General features: G+C 74.9%; 24 protein-coding genes. 10 read left to right on the top strand and 14 right to left on the bottom strand.

Features of this window, described 5'->3' with window-relative positions:
* Window position 1: 1 nt before the first annotated feature.
* The 3 genes from ACUN9U_RS07930 to lpdA are packed head-to-tail and all read right to left on the bottom strand — an operon-like array spanning window position 2 to window position 4,262.
* A complete protein-coding gene (locus ACUN9U_RS07930) occupies window positions 2–892 on the bottom strand; it encodes a TIGR01777 family oxidoreductase (protein ID WP_445484395.1) in 891 nt (296 codons plus the stop codon).
* 13 nt (window positions 893–905) lie between these two features.
* Window positions 906–2,867, bottom strand: a complete 1,962-nt coding sequence (sucB, locus tag ACUN9U_RS07925) for a 2-oxoglutarate dehydrogenase, E2 component, dihydrolipoamide succinyltransferase (RefSeq protein ID WP_445484394.1) — start codon at window positions 2,865–2,867, stop codon at window positions 906–908.
* 18 nt (window positions 2,868–2,885) lie between these two features.
* Entirely contained in the window at window positions 2,886–4,262 is a 1,377-nt protein-coding gene (lpdA, locus tag ACUN9U_RS07920) for a dihydrolipoyl dehydrogenase (protein WP_445484393.1), read from the bottom strand.
* Between the two features lie 95 nt (window positions 4,263–4,357).
* Here lpdA and ACUN9U_RS07915 point away from each other — a divergent pair, with 95 nt between their 5' ends.
* Window positions 4,358–4,711 (top strand): oxidoreductase, encoded by a 354-nt coding sequence (locus ACUN9U_RS07915; RefSeq protein WP_445484392.1) that lies wholly within the window; start codon window positions 4,358–4,360, stop codon window positions 4,709–4,711.
* Here the strand turns inward: ACUN9U_RS07915 and ACUN9U_RS07910 are convergent.
* Genes ACUN9U_RS07910 through ACUN9U_RS07895 form a run of 4 tightly spaced genes read right to left on the bottom strand, consistent with a single transcriptional unit; the run spans window position 4,708 to window position 9,288 of the window.
* A complete protein-coding gene (locus tag ACUN9U_RS07910) occupies window positions 4,708–6,213 on the bottom strand; it encodes a leucyl aminopeptidase (RefSeq protein ID WP_445484391.1) in 1,506 nt (501 codons plus the stop codon). The genes ACUN9U_RS07915 and ACUN9U_RS07910 overlap by 4 nt on opposite strands.
* Window positions 6,214–6,224: 11 nt before the next feature.
* Window positions 6,225–6,962 carry a M50 family metallopeptidase gene (locus ACUN9U_RS07905; protein ID WP_445484390.1) on the bottom strand — a complete coding sequence of 246 codons (738 nt, stop codon included), beginning with the start codon at window positions 6,960–6,962 and terminating at the stop codon, window positions 6,225–6,227.
* Window positions 6,959–8,620 carry an ABC-F family ATP-binding cassette domain-containing protein gene (locus tag ACUN9U_RS07900; RefSeq protein WP_445484389.1) on the bottom strand — a complete coding sequence of 554 codons (1,662 nt, stop codon included), beginning with the start codon at window positions 8,618–8,620 and terminating at the stop codon, window positions 6,959–6,961. The genes ACUN9U_RS07905 and ACUN9U_RS07900 overlap by 4 nt, the downstream gene beginning before the upstream one ends.
* On the bottom strand, window positions 8,617–9,288 hold the full coding sequence (locus ACUN9U_RS07895) for a hypothetical protein (protein WP_445484388.1): 672 nt from the start codon (window positions 9,286–9,288) through the stop codon (window positions 8,617–8,619). Before ACUN9U_RS07895 ends, ACUN9U_RS07900 begins: the two co-directional genes overlap by 4 nt.
* A 36-nt stretch (window positions 9,289–9,324) precedes the next feature.
* Here ACUN9U_RS07895 and ACUN9U_RS07890 point away from each other — a divergent pair, with 36 nt between their 5' ends.
* Window positions 9,325–9,567: a hypothetical protein gene (locus ACUN9U_RS07890; RefSeq protein ID WP_445484387.1), complete on the top strand. Its 243-nt coding sequence runs from the start codon at window positions 9,325–9,327 to the stop codon at window positions 9,565–9,567.
* A gap of 27 nt (window positions 9,568–9,594) precedes the next feature.
* Here the strand turns inward: ACUN9U_RS07890 and ACUN9U_RS07885 are convergent, their stop codons facing one another.
* Window positions 9,595–10,185, bottom strand: a complete 591-nt coding sequence (locus ACUN9U_RS07885) for a DUF3043 domain-containing protein (RefSeq protein WP_445484386.1) — start codon at window positions 10,183–10,185, stop codon at window positions 9,595–9,597.
* A gap of 14 nt (window positions 10,186–10,199) precedes the next feature.
* Entirely contained in the window at window positions 10,200–11,261 is a 1,062-nt protein-coding gene (locus tag ACUN9U_RS07880; RefSeq protein WP_445484384.1) for a cation diffusion facilitator family transporter, read from the bottom strand.
* A gap of 65 nt (window positions 11,262–11,326) precedes the next feature.
* On the opposite strand from ACUN9U_RS07880, the gene ACUN9U_RS07875 reads away from it, so the two are divergent.
* The 7 genes from ACUN9U_RS07875 (at window position 11,327) to ACUN9U_RS07845 (ending at window position 18,304) form a co-directional block, all read left to right on the top strand.
* Window positions 11,327–12,730, top strand: a complete 1,404-nt coding sequence (locus ACUN9U_RS07875; RefSeq protein ID WP_445484383.1) for a M20/M25/M40 family metallo-hydrolase — start codon at window positions 11,327–11,329, stop codon at window positions 12,728–12,730.
* Window positions 12,731–12,734: 4 nt separating this feature from the next.
* Window positions 12,735–13,877 carry a glycerate kinase gene (locus ACUN9U_RS07870; protein ID WP_445484382.1) on the top strand — a complete coding sequence of 381 codons (1,143 nt, stop codon included), beginning with the start codon at window positions 12,735–12,737 and terminating at the stop codon, window positions 13,875–13,877.
* 89 nt (window positions 13,878–13,966) lie between these two features.
* Entirely contained in the window at window positions 13,967–14,317 is a 351-nt protein-coding gene (locus tag ACUN9U_RS07865; protein WP_445484415.1) for a HesB/IscA family protein, read from the top strand.
* A 79-nt stretch (window positions 14,318–14,396) separates the two neighbouring features.
* A complete protein-coding gene (aat, locus tag ACUN9U_RS07860; protein ID WP_445484414.1) occupies window positions 14,397–15,047 on the top strand; it encodes a leucyl/phenylalanyl-tRNA--protein transferase in 651 nt (216 codons plus the stop codon).
* A gap of 146 nt (window positions 15,048–15,193) precedes the next feature.
* The gene (gene ctaC, locus ACUN9U_RS07855; RefSeq protein WP_445484381.1) at window positions 15,194–16,171 is read left to right on the top strand and encodes an aa3-type cytochrome oxidase subunit II; all 978 of its coding nucleotides are present in this window, start codon (window positions 15,194–15,196) and stop codon (window positions 16,169–16,171) included.
* Window positions 16,172–16,239: 68 nt separating this feature from the next.
* The gene (gene ctaD / locus ACUN9U_RS07850; protein WP_445484413.1) at window positions 16,240–17,898 is read left to right on the top strand and encodes an aa3-type cytochrome oxidase subunit I; all 1,659 of its coding nucleotides are present in this window, start codon (window positions 16,240–16,242) and stop codon (window positions 17,896–17,898) included.
* Between the two features lie 7 nt (window positions 17,899–17,905).
* On the top strand, window positions 17,906–18,304 hold the full coding sequence (locus ACUN9U_RS07845; RefSeq protein WP_445484380.1) for a cytochrome c oxidase subunit 4: 399 nt from the start codon (window positions 17,906–17,908) through the stop codon (window positions 18,302–18,304).
* Between the two features lie 882 nt (window positions 18,305–19,186).
* Here the strand turns inward: ACUN9U_RS07845 and qcrB are convergent.
* The 4 genes from qcrB to ctaE all read right to left on the bottom strand — a co-directional run bounded on the left by qcrB (window position 19,187) and on the right by ctaE (window position 23,471).
* A complete protein-coding gene (gene qcrB, locus ACUN9U_RS07840; protein WP_445484379.1) occupies window positions 19,187–20,869 on the bottom strand; it encodes a cytochrome bc1 complex cytochrome b subunit in 1,683 nt (560 codons plus the stop codon).
* Entirely contained in the window at window positions 20,866–21,936 is a 1,071-nt protein-coding gene (qcrA, locus tag ACUN9U_RS07835; protein WP_445484378.1) for a cytochrome bc1 complex Rieske iron-sulfur subunit, read from the bottom strand. Before qcrA ends, qcrB begins: the two co-directional genes overlap by 4 nt.
* 43 nt (window positions 21,937–21,979) lie before the next feature.
* Complete coding sequence (gene qcrC, locus ACUN9U_RS07830) at window positions 21,980–22,768, bottom strand: cytochrome bc1 complex diheme cytochrome c subunit (protein ID WP_445484377.1); 789 nt, start codon at window positions 22,766–22,768, stop codon at window positions 21,980–21,982.
* A gap of 70 nt (window positions 22,769–22,838) precedes the next feature.
* Window positions 22,839–23,471 (bottom strand): aa3-type cytochrome oxidase subunit III, encoded by a 633-nt coding sequence (gene ctaE / locus ACUN9U_RS07825; RefSeq protein ID WP_139711717.1) that lies wholly within the window; start codon window positions 23,469–23,471, stop codon window positions 22,839–22,841.
* A gap of 114 nt (window positions 23,472–23,585) precedes the next feature.
* Here ctaE and trpD point away from each other — a divergent pair, with 114 nt between their 5' ends.
* A complete protein-coding gene (gene trpD, locus ACUN9U_RS07820) occupies window positions 23,586–24,683 on the top strand; it encodes an anthranilate phosphoribosyltransferase (RefSeq protein WP_445484376.1) in 1,098 nt (365 codons plus the stop codon).
* Between the two features lie 13 nt (window positions 24,684–24,696).
* Here the strand turns inward: trpD and ACUN9U_RS07815 are convergent, their stop codons facing one another.
* Window positions 24,697–24,978, bottom strand: coding sequence for an Lrp/AsnC family transcriptional regulator (locus tag ACUN9U_RS07815; protein WP_445484375.1), 282 nt, complete (start codon window positions 24,976–24,978; stop codon window positions 24,697–24,699).
* Window positions 24,979–24,985 lie beyond the last annotated feature (7 nt).

The following is a 24,985-nucleotide window of genomic DNA, read 5'->3' as shown; positions in this document are numbered from 1 at the left end:
CTCAGCCGGCGAGGGTCCAGCGCACCGCGGACGGCAGGTCGGGGTGGCTGAAGCGGAAGCCGCTGGCCAGCAGTGCCGCGGGGGCCAGCCGTCGGCTGGCCAGGACCTCCTCGGCGAATCCGCCCAGGGCCACCCGCAGCGCTGCCGCCGGCACGGGGAGCACCGCCGGGCGGTGCAGCGCCCGCGCGAGCTCGGCGATGATCTCGCCGCTGGGCCGCGGGTCGGGGGCCACGAGGTTGACGGGCCCGGAGACGTCGGCGTGCAGCAGGTGGTCGATGGCCCGCAGCTCGTCCTCGAGGGTGATCCACGACCACCAGTCGCGCCCACCGCCCAGGGGCCCGCCCAGCCCCAGGCGCACCAGCGGCAGCACCTGCCCGAACGCCCCGCCACGCGGAGCCATGACCAGGCCCGTGCGCAGGGAGGCGGTGCGGATGCCCGCGGCCCGGGCCGGGGCCGCGGCCGCCTCCCAGGCCACGCAGCACCGTGCGAGGAACTCCTCCCCGGCCGAGGAGGACTCGTCCAGGGGCTCGGCGCCCCGGTCGCCGTAGTAGCCGATGGCGCTGCCCTGGAGCAGCACCGAGGGGGGCTCGTCGAGGCTCGCCAGCGCCCGGGCGAGCGTGGCGGTGGCCGAGGTGCGCGACTCCACCACGGTCCGGCGGTAGGACTCCGTCCACCGGCGGTCGGCGACGCCCGCGCCGGCCAGGTTGACGGCGGCGTCCACCCGGCCCAGGCGGGCCGGGTCGAGCCGGCCGGACGCCGGGTCCCACTGCACCTCGTCGGGTGCCGTGGGAGCCCGGCGCACCAGCCTGACGACGTCGTGGCCGGCGCTGCGCCACCAGCGCACCAGCGGCTGCCCGATCATGCCGGACGCGCCGGCCGCGACGATCCTCATGCTGCTGCCGGCCTCAGAGGCCGAGCTCGGCCTCGAACGCGCCCTCCTCCAGGCGCGTCTTGAGCGCCACGAGGAACCGGGCGGCGTCGGCGCCGTCGACCAGGCGGTGGTCGTAGGACAGCGCCAGGTACATCATCGAGCGGACGGCGATGACGTCGTCCCCGTCGGCGCCGGCCACCACCGCGGGCCGCTTGACGACGGCCCCGGTGCCCAGGATCGCCACCTGCGGCTGGTTGATGATCGGCGTGTCGAACAGGGCGCCGCGGCTACCGGTGTTCGTGATGGTGAAGGTGCCGCCACCGAGCTCGTCGGGCGTCACCTTGTTGTCGCGGGTGCGCTTGGCGAGGTCGGCGATCCGGCGGGCGATGCCGGCGAGGTTGAGGTCACCGGCGTCCTTGACCACCGGCACGAGCAGCCCGCGCTCGGTGTCGACGGCGATGCCGATGTTCTCCTGCGGGTGGTAGACGATCGACTCGCCCTCGATGCTGGCGTTGACCTGCGGGTACTGCTTCAGCGCCTCGACCGCGGCCAGGGTGATGAAGGGCAGGTAGCTCAGCGAGGCGCCCTCGCGGGCCTTGAAGGCGTCCTTGGCGCGCTCGCGCAGCTTGGCGATGCGGGTCACGTCGACCTCGACCACCGTGGTCAGCTGCGCGGAGACCTGCAGCGACTCCACCATGCGCTGGGCGATGACCTTGCGCAGGCGCGTCATCTTCTCCGTGGTGCCGCGCTTGGCCGAGATGCTCGGCGCCGCCGGGGCCTTCGGCGCCGAGGGCGCCGGCGAGGACGACGGCGCAGGGCTCTTCGCCGCCTCCGCCTTCGCGGCCTTCGCGGCCTCGGAGGCCTTGAGCACGTCCTCCTTGCGGATGCGCCCGCCGACGCCCGTGCCGGTCACGGTGGACAGGTCCACGCCCTCGCTGGCGGCGAGCTTGCGCACCAGGGGGGTCACGTAGGCCGACACGTCGGCCGGGGCCTTCGGGGCGGTGGTGCCCGGGTCGACCGGGGGCGTCACGCCGCCGCCGGTCTGCGGGGCGGGGGAGGTGTACTCCTCGCTGGCCTGCTCGGCGCCGCTGGCGCTGGCGGGGGCCTCCGGCGCGACCTGGCGGTCGGGCACGTCCTGCTGGGAGGAGCGGGAGGAGGACTGCTGGTGCGCGCCGCCGGAGGAGCCCTCCGACCCGCGCGAGGACGCCTGCTGCGCCTCGGCGTCGCCGAGGGACTGCTGCTCCGCCTGGGCGCGCTCCTCGACCTCGTCGGCCAGGGAGCCCGCTGCGCGGTCGTCGTCGCCCGAGGAGCCCGAGCCGCCCGAGCCCTCCGAGGAGCCCGAGCCGCCCGAGGAGCTCCCCGCGCCGCTGCCGACGAGGGCCAGCTGGGCGCCCACCTCAGCCGTCTCGTCCTCGCCGACGAGGATCTCCAGGAGGGTGCCCGCGAAGGGCGAGGGGATCTCGGTGTCGACCTTGTCGGTGGACACCTCCAGCAGGGGCTCGTCGACCTCGACGGTGTCGCCGACGCTCTTCAGCCAGCGGGTCACGGTGCCCTCGGTGACGCTCTCGCCGAGCGCCGGCATGGTCACCGGCTGGGAGTCGCCGCCGCCCGAGGAGCCTGAGGAGCCCGAGCCGCCGCCGGAGCCCTGCGGGGCCGGCGCGGGCGCCTCCCGCTGCGGCTCGGACTCGGGCTCGGGCTCGGGCTCGGGCTGCGCCTCGGTCTGCGCCGAGCCGCCGCCGGACCCCGAGGAGGAGCCCTCGGAGGCGTCGCCGATGACCGCCAGCTGGGCGCCCACCTCGGCGGTCTCGTCCTCGGCGACGAGGATCTCCGTGAGCGTGCCCGCGAAGGGCGAGGGGATCTCGGTGTCGACCTTGTCGGTCGAGACCTCCAGCAGCGGCTCGTCGACCTCGACGGTGTCGCCGACGCTCTTGAGCCAGCGGGTCACGGTGCCTTCGGTGACGCTCTCGCCGAGCGCCGGCATCTCCACGGACGGCATGTGTTCTGTCTCCTCGGGTCAGGCGTGCGAGTGCAGCGGCTTGCCGGCCAGCGCCAGGTGCGCCTCGCCGAGCGACTCGTTCTGGGTCGGGTGGGCGTGGACCAGCTGGGCGACCTCCTCGGGGAGCGCCTCCCAGTTGATGATCAGCTGGGCCTCCCCGACCTGCTCGCCCATGCGGGCCCCCACCGCGACGAAGCCCACGACGGGCCCGTCCTTGCGGCGGATGAGCTTGACGAAGCCCTGGGTGCCGATGATCTGGCTGCGGCCGTTGCCGGCGAGGTTGTACTCCAGCGCCTCGACCTGGTCGGCGCCGTAGGCCTCCTCGGCCTGCTTCTGCGACAGGCCCACCGAGGCGATCTCGGGGTCGGAGTAGGTCACGCGCGGCACGCCGGAGTCGATGACGGGCACGGGGTTCAGGCCGGCGATCTGCTCGGCCACGAAGATGCCGTGCGCGAAGCCCCGGTGGGCCAGCTGCAGGCCGGGCACGATGTCGCCGACGGCGTACAGGCCCTCGACGCCGGTGCGCAGGCGCTCGTCGGTGATGACGAAGCCGCGCTCGACCGTGACGCCCTGCTCCTCGTAGCCCAGGCCGGCGGTGACCGGGCCGCGGCCGACGGCGACGAGCAGGTAGTCGGCCCGGAGCTCCTCGCCGGACTCCAGGGAGACCGTGACGCCGGAGTCGTCCTGGGTGACCCCCGAGAAGCGCACGCCCGTCTTGAAGGCGATCTTGCGCTTGCGGAAGGCGCGCTCCAGGGCCTTGCTGGCGGCCTCGTCCTCGACGGGCACCAGCCGGGGGAGCGCCTCGACGATGGTCACGTCGACGCCGAAGGACTTCCAGGCGCTGGCGAACTCCACGCCGATGACGCCGCCGCCGAGGATCACCGCGCTGCTCGGCACGTGGTCGAGCTGGAGCGCCTGGTCGCTGGTGATGACGCGCCCGCCGAGCTCCAGGCCGGGCAGGGAGCGCGAGTAGGACCCGGTGGCCAGCACGACGTTGCGGCCGGTGTAGCGCTCGCCGCCCACCTCGACGGTGTCGCGGGCGACGAGCTTGCCCTCACCCTCCACCAGCGTCAGCTTGTGCGCCTTGGCCAGGCCCTGCAGGCCCTTGTAGAGGCGCCCGATGGTGGCGTCCTTGTACTTGTTGACCGCGGGCATGTCGATGCCCTCGAAGGTCGCCCGGACCCCGAACTGCTCGCTGTCGCGGGCGGCGTCGGCCACCTCGGCGGCGTGCAGCAGCGCCTTGGTGGGGATGCACCCCCGGTGCAGGCAGGTGCCGCCGAGCTTGTCCTTCTCCACCAGGGCGACGCTCATGCCGAGCTCCGCCGCGCGGAAGGCCGCCGCGTACCCGCCGCTGCCGCCACCCAGGACGACGACGTCGTAGACAGTCTCGGCCACCAGAGGCTCCTCCACTCGCGTGTCGGCGGCACGGCGGCATCCCTGCCGCACCGCGCTTCCCCGTCATGCTCCCAGACGCCGTTACCGTGTGCCGCGTGGGTCTCTTCTCGCGCCTGGGCCTGGGACGCTCCTCGTCCCGGCCGTCCTCCCGTGGGTCGCGGGGCGGGCGCCGCCCCACCGGCCCGGACTCGGCGCACCTGGCCGAGTTCGCCGCGACGCGCACGGGCGTGGAGGCCTACGTCGAGCCGGCCACCAGCGTCACGCCCACCACGCTGGTGCTCGTGGCGCAGGACGGGGAGTGGACCCGGCGCCGCGTGCCCGACCCGGCCACCGCGCGCGACTTCGCGCGCCGCACCGGGATCCCCGTCTACGACGTCAACCTCACCGGCTACCCGCAGCGGATGCGGGAGTGGACCGCGCGCAAGCGGCGGGAGGAGGGGGCCTCCTAGCGGGAGCCCTGCCCGAGGCCCTCGGCGAGGGCGACCAGCGTGCGCACGGCGTGGCCGGTGCCGCCCTTGCCGGTGTAGCCGTGCGGGGCGTGCTCGTTGAAGGCCGGCCCGGCGATGTCGAGGTGGGCCCACGGGAGGCGCTCGCCGTCGGCGCCGACGGGCACGAACTCGCGCAGGAACAGCCCTGCGACGAGCATGCCGCCGTTGCGGTCGCCGATGTTGGCCAGGTCGGCGACGGGGGAGTCCAGCGAGGCCCGCAGCTCCTCGGGCAGCGGCATCGGCCAGAACTGCTCCCCGGCCCGCTCGGCGGCGGCCAGCACGGCCGTGCGCAGGGCGTCGTCGCCCATGACGGCGCTGACCCGCGAGCCCAGCGCGACCACCTGGGCCCCGGTCAGGGTGGCGACGTCGACGAGGGCGTCGGGCTGCTCGTCGCCCGCCGCCACCAGGGCGTCGGCCATGACCAGGCGGCCCTCGGCGTCGGTGTTGAGCACCTCCACGGTGCGCCCGCCGTAGGTGGTGAGCACGTCGGAGGGCCGCTGGGCGGTGCCCGAGGGCATGTTCTCGGCCAGGGCGAGCCAGCCGGTGACCCGCACGGGGAGGTCGAGGCGGGCGGCGGCGACCACGGTGGCCAGCACGGCGGCGGCGCCGGCCATGTCGCACTTCATGGTGACCATGCCCGTCGGGGGCTTGAGCGAGAGCCCCCCGGAGTCGAAGGTGATGCCCTTGCCCACCAGCGCCAGGTGCGCCCGCGGCCGTGACGGGGCGTGCTCGACGCGGACCAGCCGCGGCGGTCGCACGGAGCCCTGGCCCACCCCGAGGATGCCGCCGTACCCACCGGCGGCCAGCGCCTGCTCGTCGAGCACGGTGACCGTGGCGCGGGTGCCCTTCACGGCGTCGCGCGCCGCGCGGGCGAAGGTCTCGGGGTAGAGCTCGTTGGGCGGGGCGTTGACCAGGTCGCGCACCGCGTTCACGGCGTCGGCCAGCACGGCCGCGCGCTGCAGGCGGGCGCCGAGCGCGCGGTCGCGCGCCAGCGGGGTCAGCAGCTCCACCGAGGCCAGGGGCGCGGCCGACCCCTCCGCGGTGCGGGCCCGCTGGGCGCGGTAGGCGTAGGCGCCCAGCAGGGCCCCCTCGGCCACGGCGGCGGCGCTCTCGAGGTCGTCGGCGGGCAGCGCGAGGGCGGCGGAGGCCACGCCGGCCAGGGAGCGCACGGCGGCGCCGGCGGCGCGGCGCAGCTGCTCGGCGCCCGCCGCGCCGGTGACGGGCCCGGTGCCGGTGAGCACGACGACGCCGGCGCGCACGCCCTCACCGGCGGGCAGGCGCACCACCTCGTCGGCCTTCCCCGTCACCCCCAGCGCGGTCAGCGCGGCCGGGGACAGCGCCGCGCGCAGCGGCCGGGGGAGGGCCTCGGCGCCCAGCACGCGCGGCCCGGGGGCCACGGCGAGCACCAGGGCGTCGGCGCCGGCGCGGGCGGGGGCGGTGGTCGAGGCGCGCAGGTCCGTCACGCCGGCCCAACCTAGTCCGGCGGGCGCAGCAGCAGCGAGCCGCCCCACAGGGCGGCGCCGACCGCCACCAGCGCGAACAGGGCCGTCCACACCGCTGCTGGCACGCCGGTCAGGCGCGCCAGCTGGTCGGCGTCGCTGCCCCGCGCGCGCCCTCCGCGGCGCGAGCGGGCCAGCTCGGCGACCCCGCGCGGAGCCCCCAGCAGCAGGCCCCACGCCAGCAGCGACGCGGCCGCCTGCAGCACCGGCGCCGGCGCCCACCACGTCACCGCGGCCGCCGGGACGGCGGTGGCGGCCAGCGCGCCGACGGCCCGCCACCCGCGCACCTGCGCGGCCAGCAGGCCCAGCGCGAGCAGCACCGCCCACAGCACCGCCGCGGGCCGGCCGGCGGCCAGCAGGGCAGCGGCGCCGAGGCCGACCAGGGCGGGGGCGGGGTAGCCGGCCAGCAGCACCGCGACCACCCCGGCGCCCCGGGCGGGCCCCGCCGAGACCGTCACGGCGGAGGCGTCGGGGTGCAGGCGGATCCCGCGCAGGCGCCGGCCGGCCAGCGCCGCCACCAGGCCGTGCCCGCCCTCGTGCGCGAGGACCAGGGCGGTGCGCCAGGCGCGCCACCCCGGCGCCCACGCGACCACGGCCAGCGCCGCCAGGCCCGTCAGCAGCGCGGTGGCCAGGGGCAGCGGCGCGCCGAGGGCGCTGGCCCGCGACCACGCCTCGGCCAGCCAGGCCGCGGCGCCGGTGGCGGCTCCGCTCACGGCTCGGTGAGCCGCCCGGCCTCCACGTGCCAGCGGCGGGTCAGGTGCACGGCCTCCAGCAGCCGGCGGTCGTGGCTGACCAGCAGCAGCGTGCCGGTGTAGGCCTCCAGCGCCGCCTCCAGCTGCTCGATGGCCGGCAGGTCGAGGTGGTTGGTGGGCTCGTCGAGCACCAGGAGGTTCACCCCGCGCGCCTGCAGCACCGCCAGGGCGGCGCGGGTCCGCTCGCCGGGGGAGAGGGTGGCGGCCGGTCGCAGGGCGGCGTCGCCCTTCAGGCCGAACTTGGCCAGCAGGGTGCGCACCTGGTCCGGCGGGGGGTCGTCGGGCAGCTGGGCGCGCACGGCGTCGACCAGCGGGGCGCGCCCGCCGTCGTCGTCGTCCAGCGACCTGCGGGCCTGGTCGACCTCACCGACCAGGGTGCTCGTGCCCAGCGACGCCGAGCCCGCGGCGAGCGGCGCGCGGCCGAGCAGCGCGGACAGCAGGGTGGTCTTGCCGGCGCCGTTGGGGCCGGTGATGCCGATCCTGTCGCCGGCGTCGACCTGGGCGCTGACCGGACCGAGCTCGAAGCCGCCGCGGCGCACGACGGCCCCCGCCAGCACCGCGGCCACCGACGAGCCCCGGGGCGCCGCGGCGATGGAGTAGCGCAGCTCCCACTCCTTGCGCGGCTCCTCGACGACCTCCAGGCGCTCGATGCGCCGCTCGGTCTGGCGGGCCTTGGCGGCCTGCTTCTCGGTCGACTCGCGCTTGAAGGCCTTGGAGATCTTGTCGGGGTCCTTCGCCTTGCGGACCGCGTTCTTGACGCCCCTGTCCATCCACGCCCGCTGCGTGCGCGCGCGCTCCTCCAGGCCCGCCCGGGTCTCGGCGTACTCCTCGTACGCCTCGCGCGCGTGCCGGCGGGCCACCGCCCGCTCCTCCAGGTAGGACTCGTAGCCCCCGCCGTAGACGCCCACCCGCTGCTGGGCGAGGTCGAGCTCCACGACCTGGGTCACGGTGCGGGCCAGGAACTCCCTGTCGTGGCTGACGACGACGACGCCGGCGCGCTGGTCGGCCACGAAGCGCTCCAGCCGCGCCAGCCCGGCCAGGTCGAGGTCGTTGGTGGGCTCGTCGAGCAGCAGCAGGTCGAAGCGGGACAGCAGCAGCGCCGCCAGGCCGACCCGGGCGGCCTGCCCGCCGGACAGCGACGTCATGAGGGCGTCCGGGCCGTCCGCGCCGAGCTCCAGGCCCAGGTCCGCCAGCACCGCCGGCACGCGGTCCTCCAGGTCGGCGGCGCCCAGCGCCATCCACCGCTCGAAGGCGGCGGCGTAGGCGTCCTCGGCGCCGGCGTCCCCGCGCTCCAGCGCGGCCAGGGAGGCGTCCAGGCGCTCCTGCGCGGCGGCGGTGCCGGTGCGGCGCGCCAGGTGCGCGGCCACCGACTCCCCGGGGCGCCGGTCGGGCTCCTGCGGCAGCCACCCGACGGCGGCGTCCGGCGGGGAGAGGGACACCCGCCCCGCGGCGGGGGCGTCCACGCCGGCCAGCAGGCGCAGCAGCGTGGACTTGCCGGCCCCGTTGGCGCCGACCAGGCCCACGACGTCACCGGGGGCGACGACGAGGTCGAGCCCGCTGAACAGGGTGCGGTCGGCGTGGCCGGCGGCCAGCCCCCGCGCGACGAGGGTGGCGCTCACGCCGGCAGGCCGGCGATGACGTCGGCCTCGAGGCCCGACAGGTCGAGCACGTCGGTGGCGGCGTCGTCGAGGCGGTCCGAGAGCGCGTCGACGCCGGGGGAGAGCACGAGCAGCGGCCCGGTCTCGGCCAGCGCGGCGAAGATGCCGTCGTTGCTGACCACCAGCACCTGCGGGCCGTCCTGCCCGGCCTCCAGGGCGGCCCGGGCGTCGGCGGCCGCGGCCTCGAGCAGGACGTGGTCGGCCACGTCGGAGCCGTCGGCGACGGGGACCGCCGCGGCGGCGAACTCGGCCAGGTGCGGGCGCGCGCGCTCGACGGCGCCGGCCTGCCCGGCGAGGTGGGCGCTGTCGGCCTGCCGGGCGAGCGTCACCACGGCGGCCATCCGCGCGCGCCAGCGGGCCGGGCCGGCGCGCAGGTTGTCGAGGTCGACCAGGAGCACCCGGCGCACCGGCAGCGACAGCCACAGGGGCCGGTCGGTGAGCAGGGCGCACAGGGCGTCGGCCAGCGGGTCGGGCAGCGCCGCGGGCAGCGCGGCGGGGTCGGCGCCGGACGGGGTGCTCCCCGTCGCGGGGGCCGGGGAGGCCGCCCGCCGGGGCCTGCGGGCGCGCAGCGCCGCGAGGTCGACCCACTCGTAGTCGTCGGCCTCGCTCGGCCCGCCTCCCAGCCCCACGCGCGCCATCCTCGCAGGGCGATCTAGCGTGGCCGCATGAGCGGCGCGGCGAGCCAGGCCCAGACCCGGTGGACGTGGGCCTTCGAGGACGCCGACGGCGGCGCCGTGGCCCCCGCCGGGGCCGCCCAGCCCGAGACCGGCTTCCCCGCGCAGGCCGACGCCGAGGCGTGGGTGGGGCTCAGCTGGCGGGCGCTGCTGGCCGAGGGGGCCGAGGGCGCGGTGCTGCTGCGGGACGGGTCGCGCGTGTACGGCCCGATGCCGCTGCGCCCCGCCGAGTGAGGCCGGCGGGGCCGGTGGGCCAGCCGGTCAGCCGACCCGCTGGCCGCGGCTGACCTGCGGCTTGGGGATGCGGCTGCGGCGCAGCTGCAGGGCGCGCATCACCGCGTACCCGACCACGCCGGTGCGCACCAGGGCGTCGGGGCCGAACCTCTCGCTCACCAGCCGGCGCACGCGGCGGCGCAGGACGAGGGAGTCGACGACGACGGCGATCAGGCCCACGTAGAGCAGGGCGTAGGAGGCCACGAACAGCGAGGTGTTCGCGGTGCTGCTCACGGCCAGCTGCACGATGAGCAGGACCAGCACGAAGGGCAGGAAGTGCTCCCCGAGGTTGCGCCGGGAGTCGACCACGTCGCGCACGTAGCGCTTGACCGGGCCGCGGTCGCGCAGGGCGAGGTACTTCTCCTCGCCGTTGATGCGGCCCAGCTGCACCCGGCGGCGCTCGGCGCGCAGGGCCTCCTTGGAGGAGGCGCTGGCGGCCCTGCGGTCCGCGGGCACCAGGGGACGGCGGTTGGCCGCCTCGCGCTGGGCGCGCGTGGGGGTCGGCCTGCCCTTGCCCGGCCCCTTCGGCTCCTCCGCGGTCGCCGCGGGGGCGGTGGGCTCCTTCGTCCGTCCGAACACGGGTCAAGAGTAGGTCAAGAGCGGCTGGCCTCGTGGACCATGAGCTCGGCCAGCCGGTCCCCGTAGCGGGCGCGGACCTTCTCGCGCACGCCCCGGTCGTGGCGCGGCACCGGCTCGAGGAAGACCTCGGCGACGTCGGCGAAGGCCTCCTGCACCCCGTCGCCGATGCGGACCATGGCCCGCTCGACCTCCTCGGAGGACAGGTCGTCGGCCAGGTCCAGGCGGGCGCAGACCAGCACCGAGTCGGTGCCCAGGGTGAGGGTGAGCAGGTCGACCACCGCCTCCACCTCCGGCTCGTCGCCGAGGTGCACGAGCACCGCGCGCACCAGGCGCGGGTCGGCCTGCACGTCGGTGAGCAGCCGCTTGTCGGCCAGCCCCAGGCGCACGGCCACCACGGCCAGCACCGCGGCGATGGCGAGGGAGGCGATGCCGTCCCAGAAGGCGTGGCCGGTGACCTGGTGGAGCGCGTTGCCCGCCGCGGCGAGCAGGAGGCCGACCAGGGCCGCGGAGTCCTCGAAGACCACGGTGGTGGCGGTCGGGTCGTCGCTGGTGCGCAGGAAGGCCCGGAAGGTCTGGCGGTGGGCGCGGGCCTCGCCGCGCGTCTGCTGCAGGCCGCGCACCAGGGAGGTGCCCTCGAGCAGGAACGCCACCCCGAGGACGACGTAGTTGATCACGGGGGACTCGATGTCGTGCTCGCCGGAGGTGAGGGCGTGCACGCCCTCGAAGGCGGAGTACAGGGCTCCGGTGACGAAGATCGACCCGGCGGCCAGCAGCGCCCAGAAGTACCGGACGCGCCCGTAGCCGAACGGGTGGGTCCTGTCGGCCGGCCGGGCGCTGCCGCGCAGGGCGATGAGCAGGAAGACCTGGTTCAGGGTGTCCGCGAAGGAGTGGGCGGTCTCCGCGGCCATCGACGCCGAGCCCGTGATGACCGCGGCCACGCCCTTGGCGACGGCCACCAGCAGGTTGGCGCCGAGGGCGACCAGCACGGTGAGCTTGCTCTCGCCGCCGGCGCCCTTCGGGGAGCCCTCCTGCGCGGTCTGCTGCGCGGTGTCCGGCGAGGCGGTGTCCTGGGGCACCTGCTGAGGGTGCTCCCCCCGGGCCCGCTCCGCGCGCCGAGCGCGGCGGGCCTAGCGTCGGTGCCATGACGAGCACCGTCGACGACGCCGTCCGCGCCGCCCTGCCCGGCGTCCGCGCCGACCTCGAGGCGCTGGTGAGGATCCCCAGCGCCTCGGCGACCTCGCCGCAGGAGGTGGCCCGCAGCGCCGCCGCGGTGGCCGGTCTCCTGCGCGGCGCCGGCCTCGACGACGTCCGCGTGCTCACCGCCCCCGGCCCCGACGGCACCCCCGGCATGCCGGCGGTGGTGGGCCGCCGCCCTGCGCCGGCCGGGGCGCCCACCGTGCTGCTGTACGCCCACCACGACGTGCAGCCGCCCGGCACCCCGGACGGCTGGACCAGCCCCGCCTTCGAGCCCACCGAGCGCGAGGGCCGGCTGTTCGGGCGCGGCACCGCCGACGACAAGGCCGGCGTGCTCGTCCACGTCGGCGCGCTGCGCGCCCTGCTCCCCGCGTGGGGTCCCGACGGGGGCGTCGGCGTCGTCGTCTTCGTGGAGGGGGAGGAGGAGGTCGGCTCGCCGAGCTTCGCCGCCTTCCTCGCCGAGCACCGCGACCTGCTGGGCGCCGACGTCATCGTCGTCGCCGACTCCGACAACTGGTCGGTCGACGTGCCGTCCCTGACCACCAGCCTGCGGGGCCTGGTGGACGCCACCGTGACGGTCCGCACCCTCGACCACGCGGTGCACTCGGGCATGTACGGAGGCCCCGTGCTCGACGCGACCACCGCCCTGGTGCGCCTGCTGGACCGCCTGCGCGACGACGACGGCGCCGTCGCCGTCCCCGGCCTGCGCCCGACCGACGGCGCTGGCGTTCAGGGGCCCGCCGGGCTGCCGGAGGTCACCGAGGAGCGGCTGCGCGCCGACGCCGGCGTGCTCGACGGCGTCCAGCTGCTCGGCTCCGGCCCGCTGGCCCAGCGCCTGTGGCACCGGGCGGCGCTGACGGTCATCGGCGTCGACGTCACCCCGATCGAGCGCGCGTCCAACACCCTCGCCCCGGCGGCGCGCGCCCGCCTGTCGCTGCGGGTGCCGCCCGGCCTGTCCCCCGAGCGGGCCTTCGCGCTCCTGCGCGAGCACCTGCTGGCCACCGCCCCGCTGGGCGCGCACGTGGAGGTGGAGCTCGACGAGACCGGTCAGGCCTTCTCGGGCGACGTGGACGGGCCGGTCTACGACGCCGCCCGGGCCGCCCTGGCCCGGGCCTGGGGGCTGTCCTCACCCGCGGAGGTGGTCCACGCCGGCGTCGGCGGGTCGATCCCCTTCATCGCCGAGCTGGTCGAGGCCTTCCCCGGCGCCACCGTGCTCGTCACCGGCGTGGAGGACCCCGACACCCGCGCCCACGGGCACGACGAGTCCCTGTCGCTGGCCGTCCTCGAGCGCGCGCTGCTCGCCGAGGCGCTGCTGCTGGACTCCCTGGCCCCCCGCCGCGCCGGGCGGTGACGCCGTGAGGGTGCTGGTCGCCCCCGACGGCTTCACCGGCACCCTCAGCGCGCCGCAGGCCGCGCGGGCGCTCGCGGACGGGTGGCTCTCGGCCCGGCCGGGCGACGAGGTGGACCTGTGCCCCCTGTCCGACGGCGGCCCGGGGTTCCTGGACGTGCTCGAGGCCGCCGCCCCGGCCTCCCGGCGGCTGCGGGTGGGCACGACGGGGCCGCTGGGCGACCCGGTCACCGCCCCCGTCCTCGTGCTCGAGGAGGACGGCGGGCGCGTCGTCGCCGTGGAGTCGGCCCTGGCCTGCGGCACCGCGCTGCTGCCGCCCGGTCCGGCCGGTGAGCGGGACGCGCTGGCCGCCACCACCGCCGGGGTCGGCCCGCTGCTGGCCGCCGCGCGCGCCGCCGGGGCCCGCCGGGTGCTCGTGGGGCTGGGCGGCAGCGCGACCACCGACGGGGGAGCCGGGGCTCTGGCCGCCCTCGCGGGGTCCGCCGAGCCGCTGCTCACCGGCGGGGGCGGTGCCCTGCGCCGCCTGCGCGGCGCGCACCTGGGCTGGCTGCCGGCGCTGCGCGCCGCCTGGGGCGGCGTCGACCTCGTGGCGGCCACCGACGTCGACGTCCCCCTCCTCGGCCCCCACGGCGCCGCGCGCGGCTTCGGGCCGCAGAAGGGCGCCTCGCCCGCCGACGCCGCCCTCCTCGAGGCGGCGCTGGCGGCCTGGCGCGACGCGGTGGAGGAGGTCTGCCCGGAGGCCCGCGGCCTCGACCGGGAGCCGGGCGCCGGCGCGGCCGGCGGCCTGGGCCACGGGCTGCTCGTGCTCGGTGGCCGCCGCGAGGGCGGCGCCCTGGCGGCCGCGCGGGCGGTCGGGCTCGCGCAGCGGGCGGCGCGCGCCGACGTCGTCCTCACGGGGGAGGGCTGCCTGGACTGGCAGTCGCTGCGCGGCAAGGTCGTCGCGCAGGTCGCCTCGGTCGCCGCGGCGGCGGGGGCGCCGGTGCTGGCCGTCGCGGGGCAGGTGCGCCTGGACGCCGCGCAGGCGGCAGCGGGCGGGCTGGCGCTGGCCCGCGCGGTGGTGGAGGACCCCCGCGAGCTCGAGGCGTCGCTGGCGGCGCCGGGCCCGGCGCTGTCGGCCCGGACGGCCCAGGTGGCCGCTCGCTGGGCGTAGCCTGCTGCGGAACACCAGGAACAGCGGTGCCGCGCCCCGCGTTGCACCCGGCGAGAGAGCCCCTGTGCCGAGGAGGACCCGTGACGGAACTGGCTGACACGCCCACCACCAAGGAGCACGGCGTCGACCTGACCGACGTCGCCGCGGAGAAGGTGCGCAGCCTGCTCGAGCAGGAGGGCCGTGACGACCTGCGCCTGCGCGTGGCCGTGCAGCCCGGCGGCTGCTCCGGCCTGATCTACCAGCTCTACTTCGACGAGCGCTTCCTGGACGGCGACGCCGCCCGCGACTTCGGGGGCGTGGAGGTCGTCGTCGACAAGATGAGCCGGCCCTACCTGGAGGGCGCCGTCATCGACTTCGCCGACTCCATCGAGAAGCAGGGCTTCACCATCGACAACCCCAACGCGCAGAGCAGCTGCGCCTGCGGCGACTCGTTCCACTGAGCCGTCGCTGAGCACGGCGCTCCCGCTGGAGCCGCCGCCGTCCCCGTTCGCCGCGGGGCTGGCGGCGGCTCTCGCGCGTCTGGAGGCCGCCGCTGCGGCCGGCGAGGACGTCGGGGAGGTGGCCGGCGCGGGCGGTGACCTCGAGGCCGGCACGCTGCTGGCCGCCTACCGGCTGGGGCTGTTCCCCATGGGCCTGGGCGGCGGGGGCACCGGGCCCCTCGGGTGGTGGAGCCCGGACCCCCGCGGCGTGCTGCCGCTGGACGGCCTGCGCGTCTCGCGCTCCCTGCGGCGCTCGGTGCGGCGCTACGCCACCACCCTGGACGCCGCCTTCGACGACGTCGTCGCCGGGTGCGCCGACCCCTCCCGCGCGCACCGGTGGATCACCCCCGAGGTCGCCGCCGCCTACGGGCGGCTGCACCGGCTGGGCTGGGCCCACTCCGTGGAGGTCTGGGAGGGCCGGCCGGGGGAGCGGCTGGTCGGCGGGCTCTACGGGGTCGGCGTCGGGGGGCTCTTCGCGGGGGAGTCGATGTTCTCCCGGGCCACGGACGCCTCCAAGGTGGCCCTGGTGCGGCTGGTGTCGGTCCTGGCCCGCGACGGCGACCCGCGTCGCCTGCTGGACGTGCAGTGGCGCACCGACCACCTGGCCTCCCTGGGGGTGGTGGAGGTGCCGCGCGCGGAGTACTCCGCGCTGCTGCGCCGCGCCCTGGCCGCCCCGCAGCCCGCCTGGTGAGTGGGGGAGGTCACAGGTCCGTCGCGGGGGCGCCCCAGGCGGGGCTGGTGGGCTGACCGCGCGGTACTGTGCCGTCGATCCGGGTCCTCCGCCGCGGTGCCCCAGCGGTGGGCGGCGCCAGGGCCTCCAGACGAGCAGGAGCGCACGTGTCGCAGCAGCACCGCACGCGGACATCGAGGAGCAGGTGGGGGACCGCCAGGGCGGCCACCGCCTGGGGCGTCGTCGCCGCTTCCGCCACCTTCGTGACCAGCGGCTGCACCGCCGCCGTCCGGGAGGACGTCCAGCGCGGCTGGCTGCCCCCCACGCCCGACACCACCACCACGACGGCGCTGTCGCAGAACCTGTGGGTGGGCTCCTGGATCGCCGCCCTCGTGGTCGGCGTGGTCACGTGGGGCCTGATCCTCTACTGCGTCGTGAGGTTCCGCCGCCGCCGCGGCGAGGCGGGCCTGCCACCGCAGCTGCGCTACAACGTCCCGGTCGAGATGCTCTTCACGATCATGCCGCTGTTCATGGTGGGCGTGCTCTTCTACTTCACCGCCCGTGACCAGCAGATCCTCGAGAACCGCTACGACGACCCGGCCGTCAACATCGAGGTGGTCGGCAAGCGCTGGGGCTGGGACTTCAACTACACCGACGCCGGCGTCTACGACGCGGGCATCCAGGCCCAGGACACGCCGAACGGGCTCGACTTCGAGGCCCCGGGCACCATCTCGACGCTGTACCTGCCGGTCGACCAGCAGGTCGAGCTCACGCTGACGGCGCGCGACGTCATCCACGACTTCTACGTGCCCGCCTTCAACTACAAGAAGGACGTCATCCCGGGCCGCACCAACTACATGAGCGTCACGCCCACGAAGGAGGGCGAGTTCATCGGCCGGTGCGCCGAGCTCTGCGGCGAGGGCCACAGCCGGATGATCTTCAAGGTGAGGGTCGTCTCGCAGGAGGAGTACGAGCAGCGCCTCGAGCAGCTGCGGGCCGCCGGCAACGTCGGCCGGCTGGGTCCGGACATCGGCCCGGCCCACAGCCTCGGCGAGGACAGCCAGGTCCCCGGCGGCGGCGACCAGGTCGAGGACACGCAGGGCGAGGACGCCGGCGGCCAGAACGCGGGGAGGAGCAACGGATGACCACCTACTACGAGGCGGGCGGTGTCGCCTCGGCAGCGAGGTCGCGCGCCATCAGCGACCGCGAGTCCATGGGCCGCATCGTCGTCAAGTGGGTCACGAGCACCGACCACAAGGTCATCGGTGCGATGTACATGATCTCCAGCTTCATCTTCTTCCTGCTGGGCGGCGTGATGGCCCTGCTCATCCGCGCCGAGCTGTTCGAGCCCGGCCTGCAGGTCGTGGCCACCGCCGAGCAGTACAACCAGCTGTTCACCATGCACGGCACCGTGATGCTGCTGCTCTTCGCGACGCCGCTGTTCGCCGGCTTCGCCAACGCGATCATGCCGCTGCAGATCGGCTCGCCCGACGTGGCGTTCCCGCGGCTGAACATGCTGTCGTTCTGGCTGTTCCTGTTCGGCTCGCTCATCGTCATGGCGGGCTTCCTGGCCCCGTCGGGCGCCGCGAGCTTCGGCTGGTTCGCCTACAGCCCGCTCTCGGACGACTCCTTCACGCCGGGCATCGGCGGTGACCTGTGGGTGCTCGGCCTGGCGATGAGCGGCTTCGGCACCATCCTCGGCGCCGTCAACTTCATCACCACGATCATCTGCATGCGCGCCCCCGGCATGACCATGTGGCGCATGTCCCTGTTCACCTGGACGGTGCTCATCACGAGCGTCCTGGTGATCATGGCCTTCCCGGCCCTGGCCGCCGCGCTGTTCGCGCTGGCCGCCGACCGCATCTTCCAGGCCCAGGTGTTCAACCCCGAGAACGGCGGCGCCATCCTCTGGCAGCACCTGTTCTGGTTCTTCGGGCACCCCGAGGTCTACATCATCGCGCTGCCGTTCTTCGGCATCATCAGCGAGGTCCTGCCCGTCTTCAGCCGCAAGCCCCTGTTCGGCTACAAGTCGCTGGTCTACGCGACCATCGCGATCGCCGGCCTGTCCGTGGCCGTGTGGGCCCACCACATGTACGTCACCGGTGCGGTGCTGCTGCCGTTCTTCGCCTTCACCACGATGCTCATCGCCGTGCCGACGGGCGTGAAGTTCGTCAACTGGATCGGCACCATGTGGGGCGGCTCGATCACGTTCGAGACGCCGATGCTGTGGTCGATCGGCTTCCTCATCACGTTCCTCTTCGGTGGGCTGACCGGCATCATCCTGTCGAGCCCGCCGCTGGACTTCATCGTCTCGGACAGCTACTTCGTGGTGGCCCACTTCCACTACGTCGTGTTCGGCACCGTGGTGTTCGCGATGTTCGCGGGCTTCTACTTCTGGTGGCCGAAGTGGACCGGGCGGATGCTCGACGAGAAGCTCGGCAAGTGGCACTTCTGGCTGCTGTTCGTGGGCTTCCACGGCACCTTCCTCATCCAGCACTGGCTGGGAGTGCGCGGCTTCCCGCGCCGCTACGCGGACTACTCGCCGACCGACGAGTTCACGTGGATGAACCAGCTGTCCACCATCGCCTCCTTCGTGCTGGCGGCCTCCTTCATCCCGTTCCTGTGGGCGGTCTACAAGGGGATCCGCTCGCCCAAGGTCGAGGTCGACGACCCGTGGGGCTTCGGCCGCTCGCTGGAGTGGGCCACGGCCTGCCCCGTGCCGCGCCACAACTTCACGTCACTGCCCCGCATCCGCAGCGAGTCGCCGGCGTTCGACCTGCACCACCCGGAGGTGGCGGCGGCCGACCGCGCCACCCCCGACCAGAACCTGCTCGACAAGCTGGTCGGCGAGCCCGACCTGCGGGGGAAGTGAGGCTCGCGTGAAGACCGAGTTCTGGACCTTTGGCGGAGGCGCCTTCTTCTTCCTGCCGCTGGCCGTCGTCTACGGCGTCCTGTCCAGCTGGGAGCCGGTGGGCACCGTCTGCCTCTTCCTCACGGGCGGGCTGGCCAGCCTCATGGGTGCCTACCTGTGGCTGACGTCGCGCCGCATCGACCCCCGTCCCGAGGACGACGCCTTCGGCGAGATCGCCGACGGCGCCGGCGAGCAGGGCGTCTTCCCGCCCCACTCCTGGTGGCCGCTGTTCATCGCCGTCCCGATCTCCTTCGTGATCGTGGGTCTGGCGGTCGGCTGGTGGCTGTCCCTGCTCGGCGGGATCCTGGCGCTCGTGGCGCTGGTGGGGTGGCTGTTCGAGTTCTACCGCGGGGCGCACGCGCACTGACGCAGCGCCCACCCGACATGAGGGGCCCCGGAGCATGCGCTCCGGGGCCCCTCTCGTCGTCCGTGGCGCCGCGCCTCGGCCCGCTCGCCGCCGCCCCGCTCCGCAGCCGGGCGCTCGGTTGCGCGACTTGGAGGGCCGGGTACCGCAGCCGGGCGCTCGGTTGCGCTACCTGAGGCCTGGGTACCGCAGCCGGGCGCTCGGTTGCGCGACCAGGAGGGCCGGGTACGGCAATCGGGCGCTCGGTTGCGCGACTTGGAGGGCCGGGTACCGCAGCCGGGCGCTCGGTTGCGCGACCAGGAGGGCCGGGTGCCGCAGCCGGGCGCCTGGCTGCGCACCACGCCGGTGGAGGGCCGCAGAAAGCCTCTGCAGGCCCTCTGCGACGACCTCGGAGGAGTTCGCCCCGCTCGAGGGCGGTCTACCTGCCGGCGTCCCGGACGGGTCAGCGCCCGAGCCGAGGACGACGACGGCGGGCTGACGGCGAGGGCGAGCTCGTGCAGCGCTGCCCGCCCGGGGCGCGCGAGGAGCGGCCTGCAGGAGGGCTGCGGTGGCCCCTTCCGACGGCCCGCTGCGCCACGGCTGGGGATCCGCCCCAGCGGCGCAGCCGGCCACCTTCCCCGGGCTCTGCTACGCACTTTCCGCGGACAGCGTTCTGCCCGGCGTCTAGGAGGCGCACTTTCCGCGGAAAGTGCGAGAGGGGGGTGGGGCAGCCGCCGTCGGCTGGAGCGGACCCCTACCCGACGGTCCAGCCGCCGGCGGTGCGCCACGGCGGCGCACGCGGAGGACCAGAAGGGCCGCAGACGCCACGAGGGGCGGGTCCCGGTTCCTCCGGGACCCGCCCCTCGTGGACGGGCGTCAGCGGCGCGGTGAGCGCCTCAGGACGACCTACCGGCCGTGGCTGGTCTCCAGCCCCTGCCCGGTGGCGCCGACGGCAGCCGGCTCGGTGTCGCCCTCGATGGCCTGCCCGTGGCCCTCGTCGTGGGCGTGAGCGGCCTCGAGCTCGCTCGGGGTGACCGGTGCGACGGTGTCCTCGAAGAAGAACGCCGACAACCGGGCGCGCACCTTGTCCAGCGGTCCGGCCTTGCCCTGGGGGAGCGGCACGAGCAGGTCCTGCTCGTGCTGGACCAGGTTCCACCGCTCGTAGACGTCGAGGGGCTCGTGCACCTCGAAGTACTCGCCGTCGGCGGTCCGCACGATGCGGCCCGTCTCGCGGCCGTGGAGCGCGAGCTCCCGGTCGCGGCGCTGCAGGCCCAGGCAGATCCGCTTGGTCACCCAGAAGGCGAGCGGCGGGCCCACGAAGAACAGCGCACGGAGGACGTACGTCATGTCGTTGATGGAGATGTGGAAGTGCGTGGCCACCAGGTCGTTGGTGGCGGCCAGCGCCATCACGACGTAGAAGGTCAGCGCCGCCACGCCCAGGCCGGTGCGGGTGGGCTTGTTGCGGGGACGGTCGAGCAGGTGGTGCTCGCGGGTGTCACCGGTCAGCCACTGCTCCAGCCACGGGTAGAGGAAGAGCGCGCCGATCATCAGGCCCGGCACCACCGCACCCGGCAGGAGGATGTTCAGCGACCAGACGTAGCCGAAGGTCGAGAACTCCGTCGGGACCGGCCCGAGCCAGCCCGGCATCAGCCGCAGCGCGCCGTCGACGAAGAGGATGTACCAGTCGGGCTGGGTGCCGGCGCCGATCGGGGACGGGTCGTAGGGCCCGTAGTTCCAGATCGGGTTGATGGTCACCGCGGCCGCCATGATCACAACGACGCCGAAGACGATGAAGAAGAAGCCGCCCGCCTTGGCGGCGTACACCGGCAGGACCGGGTAGCCGACCACGTTGGTGTTGGTGCGGCCGGGGCCGGGGAACTGCATGTGCTTGTGCAGCACCAGCAGGCCGAGGTGGATGCCGATCATCGCGAGCAGCGCCGCGGGGATGAGCATCACGTGCAGGATGAACAGGCGCGGGATGATCACCTCGCCGGGGAACTCCCCGCCGAAGATGAAGAACGCCAGGTAGGTGCCCACGACGGGGATCGCCTGGATGACGCCGGAGATGATCCGCAGGCCGTTGCCAGACAGCAGGTCGTCAGGCAGCGAGTAGCCGGTGAAGCCGGCGGCGAGGGCCAGGATGGCCAGCACGGCGCCGACGACCCAGTTGAGCTCGCGCGGCTTGCGGAACGCGCCGGTCACGAAGACGCGCGCCATGTGCGCCAGGATCCCCGCGACGAACAGCAGCGCCGCCCAGTGGTGGATCTGCCGCATGAGGAGCCCGCCGCGGACGTCGAAGCTGAGGTGCAGCGTCGACTCGTAGGCCCGCGAGACCGTCTGGCCCACCAGCGGGGCGTAGCTGCCCTCGTAGGTGGTCAGCGACATGCTCGGGTCGTACCAGAACGTCAGGAACGTCCCGGAGATGAGCAGGACGACGAACGTGTAGAGGCAGACCTCGCCCAGCATGAAGGACCAGTGGTCCGGGAAGATCTTGCGGGCGAAGGTCTTGACGATCTTGGAGGCGCCGACGCGGTCGTCGACGTAGCCGGCGAGGGTCGCCGTCCTCTTGTCGGTGAGGATCGAGCTCACTCTGAACCACCTCGCTCCCAGTAGCTCGGACCCGGCGGGTACGGGAAGTCGCCCTGGGCGACGAGGTACCCCTCGCTGTCCACTGTGATCGGAAGTTGCGGCAGCGGCCGCTTGGCCGGGCCGAAGATCACCTTGCAGTGCTGCGTCAGGTCGAAGGTCGACTGGTGGCACGGGCAGAGAAGGTGGTGGGTCTGCTGCTCGTACAGGGCGACGGGGCAGCCGACGTGCGTGCAGATCTTGGAGTAGGCGTAGATGCCGCCGTAGTCCCAGCCCTCGCGGCCCTCGAGGGGCTGCACCTCCTCGGGCTGGATGCGGATGAGGAGCACGGCCGCCTTGGCCTTCTCCTCGATGGGGTGCTCGGACTCGGCCAGGCCGTCGGGGATGACGTGGAAGACCGAGCCGAAGGTGACGTCGGCGGCGCGGATGGGGGTGCCGTCGGGGTCGCGGGTGAGGCGGACGCCCTCGTCCCACAGGGACTCCCGCAGCACGGTGCCGGGCAGCGGGCCGAGGTCGCGGAAGAGCACGACGGCCGGGATCGGGAGGATGCCCAGCGCCGCGATGAGGGAGTTGCGGATGACGGTGCGGCGCATGACGCCGCTCTCCTCGACGCCGTCGAGGACGATGTTCGCCGCCTCGCGGCGCTCCTCGTCGGTGCCGCGGATGTCGTGCCGCAGCTCGACCTGCTCGTGGTCGGGCATGAGCGTCTTCGCCCAGTGGACCAGGCCGATGCCGATGCAGAAGATCGCGAAGCCCAGCCCTAGGCCGAGCACCAGCGTGGACAGCTGCAGGCGCCCGAAGCTCTTGTCCTCGTCGATGGGCAGCGCGAAGTAGCCGACGAGGAACACGATCGTGCCCACCGCGGAGAGCAGGAAGATGGTGGAGACCTGGCGCTCGGCGTTCCTCGCGGCCTTGGGGTCGGTGTCCGCGGTCCGGAACCGGTGAGCCGGCAGGCCGGGGTTGGCGAAGCGGTTCTCCAGCGGCGCGCCCTCGGGGGCCGCCAGGTCGGTGCCGGGACCGCCGTGGCTGGGGCCCGCGTCGTTGTGGCCCGTGGTGGGGGAGTCCTTCACGGCCGGTCCTCCCGGGTGTCGGTGCTGGTGGTGGGGAGCCGGCTCACGAGGCCCTCGCCCCGAGCCAGATGGCGCAGCCGATGAGGGCGCCGATGCCGGCCACCCACACGAACAGGCCCTCGGAGACCGGGCCCAGGGAGCCCAGCGACAGGCCGCCCGGGGAGGGCTCGGTGCCCGCGAAGTGCAGGTAGCTGGCGATGTCCTGCTTCTCCTCCGGCGTGATGTTCGCGTCGTTGAAGACCGGCATCGACTGCGGCCCGGTGAGCATCGCCTCGTAGACGTGCTTGGCCGAGACGTCCTGGAGGTTGGGCGCCCACTTGCCGCGGGTCAGCGCGCCGCCGGCGCCCACGACGTTGTGGCACATGGCGCAGTTGGTGCGGAAGAGCTCGTTGCCCTTGGAGATGCGCTCGGGGTCGTCGGTGAAGCTCTGGAACTCCTCCGGCGGGATGGCCGGGCCCGGCGCCAGCGTGGCGACGTAGGCGGCCATCTGGGCGATCTGCTGGTCGGAGAACTGGACCGGCTTGTCCATCGCCTGCGGCATGTTGGCCGACAGCGGCATGCGGCCGGTACCGACCTGGAAGTCGACCGAGGCGGCGCCGACGCCGATGAGGGTGGGCCCGAACTCGGTGCCCTGCGCCTGCAGGCCGTGGCAGTTGGAGCAGTTGGCCAGGAAGAGCTCGCGGCCCGCCTGGACGTCCTCGGTGCTGGCCGCGGCGGCGCTGGCCGTCGACGGCGTCAGCACCGAGTAGGCGCCGCCGACGACGAGCAGCGCCAGCAGCATCACGACCACCCCACCCAGGGGGTGGCGGCGGCGGGCGGCGAGAGCCTTCACGAGGACATCCTCAACGTTTCGGGGGCTGGCGCGACAGGGGGCGCGGGGGACGTGATGAGCCTCACGGCGGTCACCGCAGGATGTAGATGATGAAGAACAGGCCGATCCACACCACGTCGACGAAGTGCCAGTAGTAGCTCGTCACCACGGCGCTGGTGGCCTCCTGGTGGCCGAACCGCCGCGCCGCGAAGCTGCGCCCGATGACCAGCAGGAAGGCCAGCAGGCCCGCGGTCACGTGGAGGCCGTGGAAGCCGGTGGCCAGGTAGAACACCGAGCCGTAGGGGGTGGAGGCGATGGTCAGCCCCTCGTGGACCAGCTCGGCGTACTCGAAGACCTGGCCGGAGACGAAGAAGGCGCCCATGAGGTACGTCAGCACGTACCACTCGCGCATGCCCCAGCGGTTGACCTGCAGCAGCGAGCCGGTGCGCGCCTTCTGGTAGCGCTCGGCGGCGAACACGCCGAACTGGCAGGTCAGCGAGCTGAGCACGAGGATCGTCGTGTTCGTGATCGCGAACGGCATGTTGAACAGCTGCGGCTCGGTCTGCCACAGCTCGGGCACCACCGCCCGCACCGTGAAGTACATCGCGAACAGGCCCGCGAAGAACATCAGCTCGCTGGAGAGCCAGACGATGGTCCCGACCGACACGGGGTCGGGCCGGTTGACGGCCGCCGGGGCGTGCGGCAGGGCTGCTGTGCTCGACACGGCGCCATTATGGGGTCCGGCCCGCCCGGCGCAGCGGTCGGGACCCGCCGGGCGCCCCCTGGCGGGACACGATCCGGTCACGGCGGCACCGCGCCCACCTGGCAGGGTGGCGCCGTGGCAGTTCTCGGAGCGCCCGGGGCGCGCACCTGGCCGTCCCTGATCTCGGCGCTGGTCGCCGGCCGCGACCTGTCCGCCGAGGACTGCGCCTGGGCCATGGCGCGGGTGATGTCCGGGGAGGCGCCGGCGGTGCCGCTGGCCGGGTTCCTCGTCGCCCTGCGCGCCAAGGGCGAGACGGTGGCGGAGCTGACCGGGCTCGCCGACGAGATGCTGGCCCGCGCCGTGCCGCTGCGCCTGCCCGAGGCCGCCGGCCCGCCCTCGGCGGCCGTCGACGTCGTGGGGACCGGCGGGGACCGGTCGGTGACCGGCACGAGCACCGTCAACATCTCCACGATGGCCGCCCTGGTGGTGGCGGGCGCCGGGCGCACCGTGGTCAAGCACGGCAACCGCGCCGCCTCCTCCCAGTGCGGGTCCGCCGACCTGCTCGAGGAGCTGGGCGTCAGGCTGGACCTGCCGCCCGAGCGGGTCGGCGAGGTCGCCGGCGAGGTCGGCATCACCTTCGCCTTCGCGCGCGTCTTCCACCCCGCCTTCCGCCACGCCGCCGAGGCCCGCTCGGGGCTCGGCGTGCCGACGGCCTTCAACGTGCTGGGCCCCGTGACCAACCCCGGGCGCCCGGGGGCGGCGGCGGTCGGGGTCGCCGACGCGCGGCTCGCGCCGCTGGTGGCGGGCGTGCTCGCGGGCCGCGGGACGAGGGCGCTGGTCTTCCGCGGCGAGGACGGCCTGGACGAGCTGACCACCAGCGGGCCGTCGGCGGCCTGGCGCGTCACCGGCGGCCGGGTGGAGGAGCTCACCGTGGACCCGCGCGCCCTCGACCTGCCGCCGTCGCAGCTGTCCGACCTCGCCGGGGGGGACGCGCCCCACAACGCGGCGGTGGCCCGCTCGGTGCTCGCCGGCTCGCCCGGGCCCGTCCGCGACGCCGTCCTGCTCAACGCGGCGGCGGCGCTCGCCGCCGCCGACGGCAGCCTCGGCGACGGCGATGGCGACGGCGACCTGCACGGAGCGCTGCGCCGCCAGCTGGCCGTGGCCGCGGCCGCCGTGGACAGCGGCGCCGCGGCCGCCGTCCTCGAGCGCTGGGTGGCCGCGACCTCGAGCTGACCTGCCGGTCCGGTCAGTCGTCGGCGCCGATGGCGAAGGCCGCCTCCAGGTCGTGCCGGGAGTAGGCGCGGAAGGCCAGGTAGGTGCGCGTGGCGCGCACGCCGGGCACCTTGCCGATGCGGTCGGCGATGACGTCGGCCAGCGCGTCCTGCTGGGAGACCCTCACCATGACGACCAGGTCGGTGTCACCGGTGACGGAGTAGACCTCGCTGACGCCCTCGACGTCGGCGATGGCCGACGCGGCCTCGGGCACCTGGGAGACCTCGACGTCGACGTGGACGATGGCGGTGATCACCGTCACA

The sequence above is a fragment of the Quadrisphaera sp. KR29 genome, assembly GCF_052644995.1.
The sequence above is the reverse complement of the archived record's forward strand: the minus strand, read 5'-3'. Positions and strand labels throughout refer to the sequence as shown.

Bases quoted from the DNA above. Each gene is read 5' to 3' on its own strand.
- ctaD (WP_445484413.1), top strand. From the start codon at position 16,240: ATGGGCCGCATCGTCGTCAAGTGGGTCACGAGCACCGACCACAAGGTC.
- ACUN9U_RS07930 (WP_445484395.1), bottom strand. From the start codon at position 892: ATGAGGATCGTCGCGGCCGGCGCGTCCGGCATGATCGGGCAGCCGCTG.
- sucB (WP_445484394.1), bottom strand. From the start codon at position 2,867: ATGCCGTCCGTGGAGATGCCGGCGCTCGGCGAGAGCGTCACCGAAGGC.
- ACUN9U_RS07875 (WP_445484383.1), top strand. From the start codon at position 11,327: ATGACGAGCACCGTCGACGACGCCGTCCGCGCCGCCCTGCCCGGCGTC.
- ACUN9U_RS07890 (WP_445484387.1), top strand. From the start codon at position 9,325: ATGAGCGGCGCGGCGAGCCAGGCCCAGACCCGGTGGACGTGGGCCTTC.